The sequence below is a fragment of the Verrucomicrobiota bacterium genome (assembly GCA_027622555.1).
GTDB lineage: Bacteria > Verrucomicrobiota > Verrucomicrobiia > Opitutales > UBA2995 > UBA2995.
This window is the reverse complement of sequence record JAQBYJ010000116.1, coordinates 1-15474: the sequence shown is the minus strand read 5'-3', so window position 1 is coordinate 15474 and position 15474 is coordinate 1. Positions and strand designations below refer to the sequence as shown.

The following is a 15474-nucleotide window of genomic DNA, read 5'->3' as shown; positions in this document are numbered from 1 at the left end:
GCCAGGTAATTATGATTGGTTCTTTCATCTAGTTTGGAAGACATCGCTAATCCAACCCGTGAGTAGCCAGCTTCTCTCAAATGTCGGACAAGTATCGACATATTTCGAAATTGATGATTCATCACTACATGCAGGTTCGGTTTTACCAAAGAATATCCAAAGGTTATCGAAGAAAATTGTTTCATATCAAAATCCAGACGTGTATTGGGGTTGATTTGCGGTGCAAACAACAGACCCGAGATACTTCTTGAAGAAAGAATTCTTGCTGCAGCATTCTGGTTTAACTTGGGTTGTCTTAACCAGAACGTCTCTAATTTGTATCCCAATTGGTTAGCACGTTGTTGCGCACCCATAAAGTAGCCTACTTGTTGTCCACCATACCAGCCGTTTTCAGTGGGATAATTAGTGACCCAGGCAAGGACTCCTTGAAAAGAAGCCGGTTTCTTCAGTTGGCGGTAGGCAACAAGAGACGAAAGCATTGGATCTGGATGATAGCCCAGGTTATCGGCAATCCCTTTGATTCGGATACGGGTTGATTCGGGAATCGAAGGATGATCTCGAAGGGCTAGCGAAACAGTGACTTGGCTTACCTTCGCTTTCTTAGCAATTGCAGATTGGGTTACTCTGTGTTCTTGGGGCATTTTGGGCTTGTTGTTAGGAGAATGGTTATCAATAACTTGCAGATTATTTTCTGTCCGGAGTTTAGTATGTTTTTCCGATGCGACTAATCTGTTTTTTTTAGTGGAAGTGAATTGACCTTATTTGATGAAACAAAATTCCACATTAGAAAGCAAATCTACTTATTAGTAAAAGTAGCATTGTGTTTGCGAAACAAAATTGGAAACCAATTCTTCGCTGCAAAACGAATTTAACTGTAAAAACTTCACCTTGCCCCATTTCTTAGGAATACCCTTTGTTTTTTGAAAATTCTGTGGAATTAAGAATTCACATTTTTGTTTATAAGAGATATAAGGTAATGACCTAAATAACTGATAATAAAACCTGAAACCTATCTGCATGAAAAATACTACTCAATGTCTACTCATAAGCGGTTTAACTCATAAAGTGACATTATTGAGATATACATCGAAAATAATCCACTTGTGCTCGTTGTTGCTTGCTTTTACAGCAACATCGATTGCATGGGCTCAGTCTGATGAATCTGGTGAAGTCGTAACCTTAAAGCCTTTTGAAATTTCAGAATCACCTGAAGGCGCATATAATATAACAAACACGACCGTAGGGACTCGTTCGAATCGCGATCTTACGGAAATCATTCAGACTGTAAATATTTTGACACAAGAATTCCTTAAAGATATAAATGCCATAACTTTGCAGGATTCCATTCAGTATGTTTCAAATACTAATATTAGGAATAGTGCCAATGCCTTGGCTCCTGGCGATGCTTTACCTGATGCGAGGATTTGAAAATAATAGTGCCTTTGTTGACGGTGTGGAAGTCGGGACCTATCGTCGCGATATGGTAGGATATGACCGGGTTGAGATAATCAAGGGTGTACCTTCGGCCGCTTTAGGCGGAGGTGGCAATTCCGGTGTGATGAATTTCATATTGAAAAAGCCGGTTTATGGAAAAACTGGTGGCAGTTACCGGGCAATTGTTGGGTCATTTGCTCATTACCGCGCGGAAGTGGACTATAATTTTGAAATTAATGAGGCTGTAGCGGCAAGAGTGGTTGCGGCCTATTTCAAGAAAGGAGAATTTCTGAAAGATCTAACTGGCAGCGGCACTCGTATCTATCCTTCATTGCGTTGGGCCATATCCGATAAAGCGGAACTACTGTTTAATGGGGAATATCTTTTCAGCGACCTTCCCATCGGAGGATTTGGCACGGGTTTTACCCTCATGCCCGCAAAGTTTCGAAAGCTTTTTCCAGCATTAGCCTCCGATGACGACCCCATTACCGCGTTGGATTTGGATTGGGGCATGCATGTAAGCCCAGGTGGGTCGAGTGGGCACAAAGACGATACCCTGGTATCTAAATTTCAATTCAATTACAATATTTCTGACGATTTGTTCTTCCGGCAAGTTTTGCAGCATCGTAAAACCGATCACCGGAGAACTGTTTTTTGGGGTGGAGGGAATATATTGACCTCGGCGGATACAAATCCGGCGGATCCTGGCAACTTGCACGGGATATATAAAAGACTGGGTTACAGATGGTTTGAGTCGGAAGACGATGTTGTATCCTTTGTGGGGGATCTTGCCTGGGAACCCGAATTTAAGATAGGGAATTTTGACCTGCGTCCAATCACCCAGGTTGGATATAGTTATACGGAATCCGATTCAGATGGAGTTCGACGGGCCTATACGGTCAAGGAAGAACTTCGGTATTTTAATTTAGCGCATCCCAATTTTAACGCCTACGAGAACCACAGTGATGCATTGGAAGACGGATATACCCTTACGCAAAACTCCATTTCTTCCTCGAATAACTGGAATGTTTATATTAATCAGGAATTAAAAATGTTCGAAGACCGTCTTCGGCTGTTATACGGGTGGCGACGCTCTTATTTCGATAATAGTTTTAAAAACAGGTTGACCGGTGACATGACCAATAATGAAGGTACGGCTGCTCCCTCGCAACGCTATGGTGGAAGTTTTCGCGTTTCCGAGAAATTATCATTCTATGCATCTGGTAGTGAGCGCAATGACGGAACGAGGACAGTTCTCCGTTTTCCAGCCGGATTGAGCCCTGATGATCCAAGAGTTGGTGAAACCATTTCCGCTGACTCCACTATAGAATCTTCGGATATCGGTATAAAAGGGAGATTGTTAGAAAATAAATTATATTATTCTCTTGGCTACTTCAAGATTCAAAGAACGGGAACGACGACAAGCGAAAGTAGAGATCGAGAAACGCCTCCGGGAAGCGGAAACAGTACTATTGTAATAGAAACGGTCTTCACAAACGGAGACACTGTAAAGGGTTGGGAAGCTGAATTAATTGGTCAACTAACGGAAAAGTTTTCGGTCAATTTCTCATTTGGAACAATGGATTCTCAGCAACCGAATCCAACGACCCCAGACCCGGATGATACTCGTCCTATACGGTTTGTCCCCGATTGGAGTGCTAATGTCTTCGCTAAATACAACATGAAAGATGAAAATGGAGACGGCTTTGGTATTCGTGGTGGAGTTTCCTTTATTGGAGAGCTGGACCGCTATTCATTGAGCAATTTTGGGGAGCGTCCTCTATCAGAAACGCAGTCAGTTGTGGACTTCGGCGTGGATTATACTTTTGGAAAGTACAGGGTGGACGCATATGTAAAAAATGCTTTTGACGATACATTCATGACTGTGCGGGTGAATACTCCCCGGCAGATTGGGGTATCTTTATCCGGGGAATTTTAATAAGGTTTGTTTCTAAGGCTTAAGCCAATGAAGGTTATAATTGAACAGAGAGCCCAAGCTTACGATGATTCTCTTTACCGAGCTTCGTATGTAGAGAACGAAGGTCACAACGGATTTGAGCTATTAGGGCCAAAACAAATCGAAGAATATCGTGAACAGGGATATCTGGTTCTTCGTAATGCACTGGATAAACAGGCAGTTGATTCAGCAAGATTTGAGCTGGAGAATATGGCCAAAAATGATAAACCCAATTGTCAAGCGGTAATACCCCTCGATATATAGCAGCTTGAAAGTCAAATTAGAAGATTGGTCCAGGGAAATGGAGTTTTCAAGAAATCAATACAGGGACTAAAAGTAATTGAAGGCGTGAAAAATATAAATCCACTGAAAACATATTTTGTTAAGTTGTGAAAAATGATACGGAAACAAAAGAGCAGGCTGACGCGGTCATTGACAGCGATATTCATGTTTATCCGTCTGATGCCAGTCCTTTGAAGCCCTTCATACCTGAAAATCTGCAACTGGCTCTAAAACTGGCTATGGATACCCAGCCATGGAATGGCTATCAGAATCCGCACGGAGTTAATCGGCGGGATGTTGAGTGCCTGGATGCAGGAGACTTGGCCAGGCTTCACCTGGATCTACTGGGAATTGCATATGGAGTCCTGCAGCCGCAGCCTGGCATGTATGTAGGTTTGATTCACAATAGTGACGTGGCCAACCAGTTATCTACGGCCTGGAATGATTGGCAGCACGAATATTATCTTTCCAGAGATTCCCGTTTGTTGGGATCCGTCTGCATCAATATCGGAGATCCCGAAGCGGCCGCCCAGGAGATAACGCGCGCAGCAGGTAATTTCCGGTTTGTTCAGGTCGTCGTTCCGGGAGAATCGCATTTGTTATATGGTCATCGCTTTTATGATCCCATTTTTTCAGCCTGCGAGGAAAATAACCTGGTGTTTGCTTTACATCCGGGGCAGGAGGGGGCGCTCGGTTCATCAACTCCCGTCGGTCGGCCTTCCAGTTATTTCGAATGGCATTCCACACTCTCCATCACCTATCAGGCTCAGTTGGCCAGCATGATTAGTGAAGGGCTGTTTGAACGCTATCCCCGCCTAAGGGTATTACTGGTAGAAGGAGGATTTGCCTGGATGCCGCACCTGCTTTGGCGAATGGATCGTAACTTCAAATCGCTGCGCCCGACCAGACCCCGATTGCGCCGGTTGCCGAGCGAATATGCCTCTGATCATGTCTGGTTCACCAGTCAACCGATGGAAGAACCTTCAGATAAAAAGCATCTTCTTGAGATATTTGACATGGTGAACGCGGAAAACCGTCTCTGTTTTTCAAGTGACTTTCCGCATTGGGATTTTGATGATCCGCAACGGGTTTTCCCTTCCCAGATATCTCCTGCCATACGCCGGAGGATTTTGTCTGAAAATGCTCTAGAATTGTATTCCAACCGATTGTCCCTCTCGCGTTAATGACAGCGCTCCAAACTGCCAACCGAATTCCATTTACCATCATTCGCCATGTGTTCCTGTAAAACTGGTAATTCCGCGATTGTTGAAGCATTTGAGGATGCAGAGGCTGGATTGATGTCTGCCCGAAAACACCGAGAGGTGCTGAATGCGGGGCCCCTGGAAAACTTCAAAGAAAAGAAATTTCACATTGTTCAGCAGGGAAACAGAAGTATCGGTGTTTATAAATTAGACGGGAAAGTTTACGCGATACGGAATCAATGTCCTCACATGGGAGCGCCGCTCTGCCTCGGGAACACCGGTTCTACCTATCGTCCTGCTGAAAAAGGTACATCACTCTTTACCGAGGTTCTAAAGGACCGGGTCATTCGGTGTCCCTGGCATGGCTGGGAATTTGATATAATCACGGGAAGGGGTCTCTACGACGTGAAATCGCGTGTGTCTAATTTTGAGGTAAGAATCAATTCCGCCGACGAAATAGAAATACTGATTTAGAATTATTACAAAAAAACAATATGCTTACTCGTGAAAACTATCGGGGGATATTTGCCTATCCTCCAACTCCCTTTACTGATCGTTCACTGCTCCTCGACGAGGATGCAGTAAGGAGCAATATACGCAAATTAGCGGATGTTGGAGTCCACGGCATTGTCATGGCAGGATCATCCGGTGAATTTTTCACCTTGAGTTCGGAGGAATATTCCCGATTGGCTCGTATTTTGCAGGAAGAATGTGAACGTGTCGGGATTCTCAGCGTTTTGGGCACGAGCGGGTTATCCACGGCGGAAGTCATTGAGCGAACTAGTATGGCCATGGAACTGGGTGTGGATGGAGCCATCGCATTGCAGCCCTTTTATTTTACACTATCGGAAGAAGAATTGTATAAGTTCTGGAAGGATTTATCTGAAGCATGCCCAGGAATTGGTCTGATTGTATATAATTACGATTGGGTGCGGCAGAATTATACCTTGGAGAATTTCAGGCGATTAGCTGAGTTTCCGAATATAGTGGGAAGCAAGGAAGCGCATTGGGATTTTGCGAAATGGTTGTCGTTTCATACGCATAGTCCCTTAATTCATATGAGCTCAACGGACGCCGGTTGGCTTGTTGAAATGCACAAGCACAATGCGGCTGGTGTCGGCAGTATGCATTTGAGTTTGAGTCCCCATGTCTTTGGGAAAGTGCTGGGTTACTGTAATGAGGGGGAATACCTGAAAGCTGAGCAAGAATTATCGCCGCTGACTGAGTTTATCGGAAAGATGAAGCTGGGTGCAGGGCGCCCCCATATTTTTCCATCAGAACTGGCTGACTGGAGCCAGTATAGTCCTACGGCGCGTCATAAGGCCCTCGTGGATGCTTTTGGCTTCTTTCAAGCCGGACCGCCTCGGCCACCTGCTATTCCCGTCTCCCAGGAAACACAAGAAAAGTTAAAGAATTACATCGCAACTCACTGGAGTTCGCTGCTTGTCAATGAGTCAGATGCTTCTCCCGTATCGGATGGAAAGTTGTGGATCGGTTAGATGCAATCTCGCAACAGTAAATGGAAAACAGGACCCGGTGTGCTTTGTTACTTGGCCATCGTCTTGGGTTTGTTGGCCGGATGCTCCTCCGGACAGAAAGGCCTTCCTGGAAAAAATGAATCAACAATCAAGCCCAACGTCCTATTCATTATTGTCGATGACCTGCGGCCAGACCTGGGTGTCTACGGGCATTCTTATGCCCGCACGCCGAATATGGATGGGCTTGCCGGACAGGGAGTGGTATTTCAAAAAGCCTACTGCCAGGAAGCGGTTTGCACTCCCTCCAGAGCCTCTTTTATGATCGGGCGGAGACCTGATAATACGGGAGTCTTGAATTTATACACGAGATTTCGGGATAAAGATCCTGAAATGCTGACCATTCCGGAGCACTTTAAAAACCATGGTTACGATACCACGGCCTTTGGGAAAATCTTTCACAGCCAGGAGCCTTATCAGGATCCCAGGTCTTGGTCGGAACCAGCCACCCTGTATGCCAACGATATTTCCCAAGGGTATTTTCTTCCGGAAAACCAAGACACGATGTCCAGCGAAATCAGACCTGTTACCGGGCGTAAGAAGTCGGCCACGGAGGCGGCCAAGATTGCGGACGAGCGGTATCCGGACGGTCGTATTGCACGCAGTGCGGTGGCCTGGTTGGAAGAGCGAAGGGGGTACGAGGAATCCAATCCCTTTTTTTTGGCGGTGGGTTTTCACAAACCCCATTTACCTTTCTCGGCACCGCGTAAGTATTGGGATCTCTACGACCGGGAGTCGGTAGGAAGGGTTGCGAATCCTCAGGCGCCGCCCGATCAGCTGGATTTGGCCCTGGTCCCGTCGCTTCCGGAACTCCGTGGTTACCAGGATATTCCGAATGAAGGGCTCGTCAGTCCTGAAAAATCGGCCGAACTCATTCATGGCTATCTGGCTTGTGTCAGCTTTGTGGACGCCCAAATCGGCTTGTTGTTGAATCAATTGAAGCAGATGGGCATCTATGAAAACACCATCGTGGTGTTACTGGGGGACCATGGGTTTCATCTGGGGGAGCGAGGCTATTGGTGCAAGGCCACCAATTACGAATTGGATGCCCGTGTGCCATTGATTGTGAAACCCGCCGGCCAAGGCTATGCGCAAGGTGAGTCAGACACGATTGTGGAACTGGTGGACCTGTTTCCAACTCTCGCAGACCTGGCTGATCTTCCCATCCCTGCATTACTGGATGGGCAAAGCCTGCGAGTCGAACTGGAAACACCCAACGCAATGCGGGAACGGGCCGCCTTCAGCCAGTTTCCCCGGCCCTGGGAAATATCCGACTGGAGGGGACAGCCGAGTATTATGGGTTACAGTGTAAGAACGGACCGGTGGAGGTTTGTTCTTTGGGTTGATTTTGCCGGGAAGGCTGAGATCGCGCGGGAACTGTACGACCATCAAACTGATCCCGTCGAAATGAAAAACCTGGCCGGTAACCCGCAGTTCTTGGCGGTAGAAGAACGGCACCATGAATTGTTGGGCGAGAAATGGAAATCGTTGTGACATCCTTTAAGCGACTGCGTGTCGCCGACTGAGGCGTATATGGAAACCCATTTCAGTCTGCTGGACGGGATAATTCTCGCTTTGTATTTTGCCACCATGATGGGAATGGGGTTTCTCTTCAGGCGTGGCAGTACGTCGGTAGCGGGATTTACGGCTGCCAACAACGCACTGCCCGGGTGGCTATGCGGCCTGTCCATTCTTGCGACTTATGTAAGCAGCATCAGTTTTCTTGCCCTGCCCGGGAAAGCGTATGCATCAAACTGGAATTCATTTGTATTCAGTCTTTCATTACCGATCGCCACCTGGATCGGCGTCAAATGGTTTCTTCCATTTTATCGAAATAGTGGGTTTGTTTCAGCCTATTCCCACCTGGAGAAACGTTTTGGTACCTGGGCGAGGATTTATGCGAGTTCAAGCTATCTCATCATACAGCTGACCCGGATGGCGGTTATTTCCTACCTTATGGCGTTGCCCTTGAACGTTCTTTTGGGCTGGAACATCCAGAGTGTGATCCTGCTTACTACGATATTCACGACCATTTATGCTTTGGTAGGAGGCATTACCGCAGTCATTTGGGCCGATGCCCTTCAGACGGTGATTTTAGTTTTGGGTGCGCTCTTTTGTTTGGGGATAATGATTTATGGAATTCCGGGCGGTATGGCGCAGCTATGGGAGATCAGTCAGGCTCATGGCAAATTCAGTTTGGGGAGTTTTGGCTGGAGCCTGGCGGAGCCAACATTCTGGGTGATGCTCCTGTTCGGACTGACCATTAATCTCCAGAATTTTGGAATCGATCAAAATTATATTCAGCGCTATCACGTTTCCCGATCTGACAAGGATGCCAGGCAAAGCCTGTGGTTGGGTGGGTTAATGTATATCCCCTTGTCGGCGGTATTCTTTTTCATCGGAACCGCGTTATTTGCTTATTACACAGCACGACCGGAGGACTTGGCGGAAGCCTACCAGTCAGCGGGTAAAGCTGATTCCGTCTTTCCTTATTTTATTGTTACAGCTCTTCCTTCCGGAGTGACCGGTCTTTTGATTGCGGCGATATTTTCCGCGGCCATGAGTACGATTTCCACGAGCCTCAATTCATCCGCCACCATCATACTCAATGATTTTTACCGGCGTTTTGCAAAGTCGCGGTGCGGTGAGCGCGAAGAGATGCTTGTATTGCGGTTGGCGACCCTTGCCTGGGCGATCCTGGCATTGTCGATCGCTTGGGCCATGAGCACGCGCATGGGGAGTGCCCTGGATGCCGCGTGGATCCTGGCAGGCATTTTCAATGGCGGGATGTTGGGTTTATTCCTTTTCGGATTTCTCTCATCCCGCACCAACATTAGCCGAGGAGCCGTGATAGGTGTGATGAGTGGTATTACCGTGATTTTCTGGACCACCCTTTCCTCCCGGTGGACACTGTGGCCCGAATTTCTGCGCAGTCCGTTTCATGATTTTCTAACCGTAGTGCTCGGAACCCTTACGACTCTCATCGTAGGCATGACTGCAACCCTGTTAATAGAAAAGTTTTTCAACAAATCAACCGCCAATGACATCCAGGATTCCTGATTCGACAATGCAACAAACCGTTCCACCCGCATTACCTGCAGTATTAAGAGCAACCTCCGGCCTTACCTGGAGAGTTTGTAGTTTGCTTTTTTTAACCTTCAGTATCGTCCCCCTTCAGGGGGAGAAAATCCGTCCTTTGGCCGATGATTATGTTACGGTATTTAGTACTCCGAAACCTGGGGAGGTCTTCGCTTACAGTCCGGGTATTGAACGCCTGGATTCGGGACGGCTAATTGCCACGCTCGACCTGGGCGGACCTGGCATGGATCAATGGCCGGAACCCAAAGGAATCAGATACGGCAAACCCGTGCAGGGTAAGGTCTATACTTCGGATGACGGAGGCAAGACCTGGCTGCACCGGGTAGACTTTCCATTCATGCATGCCCGGCCCTTTCAAGCCGGCCGGTCGGTCTATGTATTGGGGCAGACCGGAGATTTGATGATTATTCGTTCGGATGACGGGGGGAAGAGCTGGACGGAACCCCGTTCGCTTTCGGAGGGAAAGGATTGGACGCAGGCCCCCAGTAACGTACACTACGCCAATGGTTGTGTGTATCTCACCATGAATTTAAGGCCCTATACCCACAGTGGCATATGGCCCGCCAGTATTGAAGCCCCCGTTCTGATGCGCGCAAAAATTGAGGACGACCTGACCCGGACGGAGAATTGGGACTTTTCCAGCGTTTTGGCTTTTCGAGACATCGTTTCTCCCAAGGACCTCGACTATTTTGGCGTTCCTTTTTTCCGGTCCGAGTTTGATACGAGCTACCAGATCGCGCCGGGTCGCAGTATGTCGCCTATCGGATGGCTTGAAACCAACGTGGTGCAGTTCGTTGACCCCAATCATATATGGCATGATGCTTCCGGAAAAACCTTTCATTTATGGAGCCGTGCCCATACCGGAGGTACCGGCTATGCTGCAATTGCCAAAGTGGTCGAAAAAGGCTCTCAGCCCGGGACAGGAAAAATGGAAGTCATGCTGGAGTCCGCGCCTTCAGGTAAAAAGATGCTCTATGTCCCCTGCCCGGGTGGACAAATGAAATTCCACGTTTTGTATGATGAGGAAACAGAACTGTATTGGCTGCTCAGTTCGCAGGCGACGGATTCCATGACCAAGCCAGCTCAATTGCCTGATAATCGATACGGGCTTCCCAACAATGAACGTCACCGTCTGGTTCTTCACTTCTCCAAAAACATGATTGATTGGATATTTGCAGGGGTTGTCGCCACCGGGGAAACGCCTGATCAGGCTCGGCACTATGCCAGTATGGATTTTGATGGCCAGGATTTGGTGATACTTTCTAGAAGCGGAGACCGTTTAGCCAAGAACGCCCACGATGGGAACATCATTTCCTTTCATCGGGTTAAAAACTTCAGGGATCTGGTTTATTAAATTTGAGATCTGCGAGAAGTTTTTTGGACCTTTCGATAGAATCCATTTCCCAACCTAGGCAATGTTGATGGTTGGATATTCTCTTTAAAATGATTCAGCCTAAGATTCAGAGTATGGACCGGCATACGTTTTCTCCCTAAATCGTGCAACTTCCTTCTGAAGCTTGCAAACATTTCATGAATGACGAAGCAATGTGTTTTAAACCGAAAGAGGTTATTTGGGTGTTCGATGGGTTGGATGCCAGATCATAGGTGGAGATGATCCGAACACGATGTTTCTAAAACCTTAAACGGACCCCCGTTTAATAAAACGGGCGTTGGTCCGGACGGTTCTGGGTTCCGCCGCCGGATCTTCAATCAAACCGAGAATCAGCGCGGCCGCTTTTTCATAGACCTGGCTTTCTTCCGCGCCAGCGCAACTCAGGGGAGGAGCCAGGTGGGGTGCGATTACTAATAGGAATTTGCTTTTTAGCGGCGAAGCCGCAGAGGTGGGGTTTTTTTCATATTTCATATTTTGGAGTTTCTTTGCACCGGGTGCAGACTTTTAGTAGCTAGACCGTAATTCATGATACTGAGATAATTCGGCTTACCATTTATGTCATCCAAGCCGCCGTGTTTTAAACCCAGAGTATGCCCGAGTTCATGCATAAACAGAGCCGCTTGAACCTCGTCTTTGGCTTTGGAAAGATTGGAAGTACCCCCACCGGATATATATTGTTTTTCCGTCCAACCACCCAAATTTACCATAAAATCGTTACCAAACAATTCTCCAATCCCACCCGAGTGCGGTTTATCCAAAGCCGGATCCCCCACCCGAGTTACATCGTTGTGTCCAAAAACACAATACCGGTAGACCAACTGTTTTGCTCCCAAAATATTACTCCGCGGCAGAAATGGGGACGGACCTAGTTGTTTAGGCGGCAGAAATGGGGACGGACCTAGTTGTTTAGGGCGGCAGAAATGGGGACGGACCTAGTTGTTTAGTGTTTTTAGCCTCTACCGTAACCTCCATACAACCGGTCAGCTCAATGAACATTGCTCGTTTTATACTCACGATAAGACAACCATGCTTAACGAAGGCTTCGTATCATAATGTACGCCTACCCTGAAAAATGCCTAAGGCCGCTCGAGAAATTGACTTTCACCGCGTTTTGAGAGCTTAATAAGTTTTCATTCCCAAAAGAGAATCGTCTTTCGCTCAAAAATCATCAGACCGTGATAACTATGCTTCGAGTCTTTACTCTCCAATTAGTAACTAAAGGGGATGCGGCACAATGAACCGAAAACCTTTTTCGCGCGTTTTGCTGGCGGCTTGCACGGTCTTGTTGTGCGGGTCTATTAATCCTGCTTGCGCCGGGGAGACGCTGGGAACGGAGGTTGTATTGCTGGGCACTGGAGGCGGACCGCGGCCGAACCCTGTGCGGTGTTCGCCTTCGTCAGCGTTGCTGATTGACGGCATGCCTATTGTGATTGATTGCGGCAACGGCGTATCCCGGCAGCTGGTTTTGGCGGGAATCCCGCTTGCCTCGCTGAAATATATTTTCATCACGCACCATCACTCCGATCATATCTCTGAACTCGGCGCGCTGCTTCTGTTGTCCTGGGCTTCCGGGCTGAATGAGCCAATCCACGTTTTCGGGCCGCCTCCGCTTGAGGCGTCGATAGCCGCGGCGTTCGAGCAATATCGCTTCGATATTGAAACCCGTGTTTCGGATGAGGGCCGGCCTGATCTGCGTCTGCTGGTGGAGGTCCACGAATTCAATACGGGGGGCGTTGTGCATGAGAGCGAACAGTTTAAAGCGACTGCGGCAAAGAACAATCATCCGCCCGTTGAGCAGTCCTATGCTTATCGCTTCGACACGCCGCATCGATCGGTTGTTTTTTCCGGTGACACGACCTATGACAAGAACGTAATCGCGTTGGCCAAGGGCGCCGATGTTCTCATACACGAGGTGCTGTATACGCCGGGCATTGAATCGATTTTGCAGAAAGTCAGCAACGCCGCCGGTCTGCGAAAACACTTGCTGGCCAGTCATACGCCGGTCGAGGATCTGGGCCGGATCGCCCGGGAGGCTGGGGTGAAGAGCTTGGTTTTGAACCACATCGTGCCGACCGAAATCGAGGAATTCGATGCGGCGTCTATCGAGTCGATTCAAAAGGAGTTTTCCGGCGAGGTGATTGTTGGCCGGGATTTGGATCGATTTTGAGAAAACGTCTCTAGTTAGAAGTTAAATGCTTTCTCCGAATCCGTCCTCCACGAGGATAGTTGGATTTGGACAGGTTTATCTGGCTAGGCTTGCCAGGGGAAAAGCGCTCATCAACAATCACGCGAACATGGCGAAAGAATCGATTCTGATCACCGGCGTATACGGATTGGTAGGGAGCTGCATCTATAGACACTTGATGGAAAAGTCCGAACAATACGACGTCTACGGCATGGATTGTAGCAGACAGCCCTCCGAACGGGTCCATGCGGACGAGGTGGCAGATGTGCCGGACAGCCATTTTTTTCTATCTGACATGTCAGACATTGGCGTTTTAGAGCAGGCATTTCAAGGTATGGATGCCCTCATCCATATGGCAGCAGATCCTGATGACGAAGCTCCCTGGGAGAGTACGTTTAAAAATAACATGGAAGCCAGCTACCACCTGTTCGAGGCGGCCAAACGAGCCGGCGTTCGAAGGGTGATTTATGCCAGCTCGATTCAGGTGAGCTTCGGCTATTTCTATAACATCGAACCCTACAAAAGCATCCGTGAAGGGCATTTTGATAACGTGCCCGATTCTTTTGAGCGCATAACCACCTCCGATCCGACCTGGCCCGTCAACCTGTACGGTTCAAGCAAAGTATTCGGGGAGACCCTGGCGCGCGTGTATAGCAGCACTACGGACCTGTCTTGCATCTGTATACGTATGGGCGGTGTCCACTCGATGGATAAAGTCCCCCAACCCGTACTTCCGAACGCTAGCACGAAAAACGACATGGTTCGCCTGGTTGAAAATTGTATCCAGGCACCCGGTGCTATTAAATTCGAAATCGTCTATGGCCTATCGAACAGTGACTACCGGTGGGTCGACATTAAGCATGCGGCGAAAGCGGTAGGCTACGTACCCGAAGACAGAATCAGGTTGGAGGATTAGGAAGTGTTTAGGAAGACTAACTATTATTTTAAAATTCATTTTAGAACTGTGCTGAAATCAGATCATATCCTTAATTTATCCCACATTTATAAAAGACCCTGAATGAGGAAACATATAGAACGACGCACCTTGATCAAAAGCGGAGTGGCTGCTGGCCTTGCCTTATCTGCCGCACCGGCCATCCTTCAAGGCAAGGACGACCGCAACATTAAATTGGGATTCATCGGCATCGGTGGTCGTGGCACCGGCATGTTAAAGACAACCATGCGCCTGCCCAATGTCAGCGTGACTGCCGTTTGCGATACTTTTCCAAGGAACTTAAAAGCTGCACAGGAGCTGGTTGAGAAAGCCCAGGGTTCACGACCGGATGGTTATGGCGATCATGAATTATCCTACCTGGATCTTCTGGAACGGGACGATCTGGATGGAGTTGTTATCGCCACTCCGTGGGAGTTGCACATCCCCATGACCATTGCTGCGATGAAGGCCGGCAAATACGCCGCCACTGAGGTAGGTCCTGCTTCCTCCGTCGACGAATGCTGGGAATTGGTGAATACCTACGAGGACACGCGTGTTCCCTGTATGCTTCTGGAAAACTACTGTTACTTTCGTTACAACATGGCTGTTCTCAAGATGGTTCGTCAGGGAATCTTTGGGGAATTGATCCACTGCACCTGCGGCTATGGGCACGATCTCAGGGAAAGAATCGTTTTGGGAAAAGGAACCGGGCCCACGGCGAAAGGTGAAGGCGATTACCGTTCCACGCACAATCAATACCGCAATGGAGAGCTCTACCCGACCCACGGTATCGGCCCCATCGCTCAATGCCTGAATATACAACGAGGCAACCGGTTTCATCACCTCACTTCCACCGCATCCAAATCACGAGGTCTTAGTCAGTGGGCGAAAGATAATCTCGAACCGACCCACAAACGACGAAATATTGACTGGAATCAGGGTGATGTTGTTACTACCACGCTCAAGTGTTTTAACGGAGAGACCGTGGTGATGACCTTTGACACTCGACTCCCACGTCCCATGTCCTTCATGTATCAAGTGCAGGGAACCAGCGGCATGTGGATGCAGGACGGCGATTCATCCTCAAAGGACAAGTCGGTGATTTACCTCGATGGCAAAAGTCCAAAACACCAATGGGAGCCTTTCGACCCTTACCAGAAAAAGTATGAACATCCCCTCTGGAAAAGCTATTTGCATGAAGCCGAAACAGCGGGACACGGTGGGACCGATTTCCTGGAGCTGAGGGAATTCGTAGCCTGTATCAGGAATAAAACAAAAACGCCAATTGATGCCTACGATGCTGCAGCCTGGATGGCGATCGCTCCGCTTTCGGAAGAACAGCCAAAAGGGTCAATGTTCATATTTCATATTTAGAACAGCCAAAAAGAACAGCCAAAAGGGTCAATGTTCATATTTCATATTTGAAGACAGTTCCGTAACTCTGGAAGGCCAA

Annotated in this window: 15 protein-coding genes; 12 read left to right on the top strand and 3 right to left on the bottom strand. The window is 48.1% G+C overall.

Annotated elements, in window-relative coordinates; all coding sequences use genetic code 11:
• Nucleotides 1-641, bottom strand: a 641-nt coding sequence (locus O3C43_21015; GenBank protein MDA1068975.1) for a LacI family DNA-binding transcriptional regulator, incomplete at its 3' end; no start/stop codon positions are given.
• Nucleotides 642-1017: 376 nt separating this feature from the next.
• On the opposite strand from O3C43_21015, the gene O3C43_21010 reads away from it, so the two are divergent.
• The 9 genes from O3C43_21010 (at nt 1018) to O3C43_20970 (ending at nt 10863) form a co-directional block, all read left to right on the top strand.
• Entirely contained in the window at nt 1018-1428 is a 411-nt protein-coding gene (locus O3C43_21010; protein ID MDA1068974.1) for a hypothetical protein, read from the top strand.
• The gene (locus tag O3C43_21005; GenBank protein MDA1068973.1) at nt 1385-3373 is read left to right on the top strand and encodes a TonB-dependent receptor; all 1989 of its coding nucleotides are present in this window, start codon (nt 1385-1387) and stop codon (nt 3371-3373) included. The genes O3C43_21010 and O3C43_21005 overlap by 44 nt, the downstream gene beginning before the upstream one ends.
• A 27-nt stretch (nt 3374-3400) precedes the next feature.
• Nucleotides 3401-3655 (top strand): hypothetical protein, encoded by a 255-nt coding sequence (locus O3C43_21000; protein MDA1068972.1) that lies wholly within the window; start codon nt 3401-3403, stop codon nt 3653-3655.
• A gap of 125 nt (nt 3656-3780) precedes the next feature.
• Nucleotides 3781-4857: an amidohydrolase family protein gene (locus O3C43_20995; GenBank protein ID MDA1068971.1), complete on the top strand. Its 1077-nt coding sequence runs from the start codon at nt 3781-3783 to the stop codon at nt 4855-4857.
• Nucleotides 4858-4905: 48 nt separating this feature from the next.
• The gene (locus O3C43_20990; GenBank protein ID MDA1068970.1) at nt 4906-5349 is read left to right on the top strand and encodes a Rieske (2Fe-2S) protein; all 444 of its coding nucleotides are present in this window, start codon (nt 4906-4908) and stop codon (nt 5347-5349) included.
• A 20-nt stretch (nt 5350-5369) separates the two neighbouring features.
• Nucleotides 5370-6374, top strand: coding sequence for a dihydrodipicolinate synthase family protein (locus O3C43_20985; protein ID MDA1068969.1), 1005 nt, complete (start codon nt 5370-5372; stop codon nt 6372-6374).
• Nucleotides 6375-7904, top strand: a complete 1530-nt coding sequence (locus O3C43_20980) for a sulfatase (protein ID MDA1068968.1) — start codon at nt 6375-6377, stop codon at nt 7902-7904.
• A gap of 39 nt (nt 7905-7943) precedes the next feature.
• The gene (locus O3C43_20975) at nt 7944-9470 is read left to right on the top strand and encodes a sodium:solute symporter (GenBank protein MDA1068967.1); all 1527 of its coding nucleotides are present in this window, start codon (nt 7944-7946) and stop codon (nt 9468-9470) included.
• Nucleotides 9451-10863, top strand: coding sequence for a sialidase family protein (locus O3C43_20970; GenBank protein ID MDA1068966.1), 1413 nt, complete (start codon nt 9451-9453; stop codon nt 10861-10863). Before O3C43_20975 ends, O3C43_20970 begins: the two co-directional genes overlap by 20 nt.
• A 285-nt stretch (nt 10864-11148) precedes the next feature.
• Here O3C43_20970 and O3C43_20965 read toward each other — a convergent pair whose 3' ends face one another.
• Both O3C43_20965 and O3C43_20960 read right to left on the bottom strand, forming a co-directional pair.
• The gene (locus O3C43_20965) at nt 11149-11373 is read right to left on the bottom strand and encodes a hypothetical protein (protein MDA1068965.1); all 225 of its coding nucleotides are present in this window, start codon (nt 11371-11373) and stop codon (nt 11149-11151) included.
• The gene (locus tag O3C43_20960; GenBank protein MDA1068964.1) at nt 11370-11735 is read right to left on the bottom strand and encodes a hypothetical protein; all 366 of its coding nucleotides are present in this window, start codon (nt 11733-11735) and stop codon (nt 11370-11372) included. Before O3C43_20960 ends, O3C43_20965 begins: the two co-directional genes overlap by 4 nt.
• 401 nt (nt 11736-12136) lie before the next feature.
• Between O3C43_20960 and O3C43_20955 the strand changes: the two genes are divergently transcribed.
• From O3C43_20955 to O3C43_20945, 3 genes are all read left to right on the top strand, one after another.
• Complete coding sequence (locus tag O3C43_20955) at nt 12137-13069, top strand: MBL fold metallo-hydrolase (protein ID MDA1068963.1); 933 nt, start codon at nt 12137-12139, stop codon at nt 13067-13069.
• A gap of 25 nt (nt 13070-13094) precedes the next feature.
• Entirely contained in the window at nt 13095-14003 is a 909-nt protein-coding gene (locus O3C43_20950; protein ID MDA1068962.1) for an NAD(P)-dependent oxidoreductase, read from the top strand.
• A 102-nt stretch (nt 14004-14105) separates the two neighbouring features.
• Nucleotides 14106-15395 (top strand): Gfo/Idh/MocA family oxidoreductase, encoded by a 1290-nt coding sequence (locus tag O3C43_20945; protein MDA1068961.1) that lies wholly within the window; start codon nt 14106-14108, stop codon nt 15393-15395.
• Nucleotides 15396-15474: the final 79 nt, after the last annotated feature.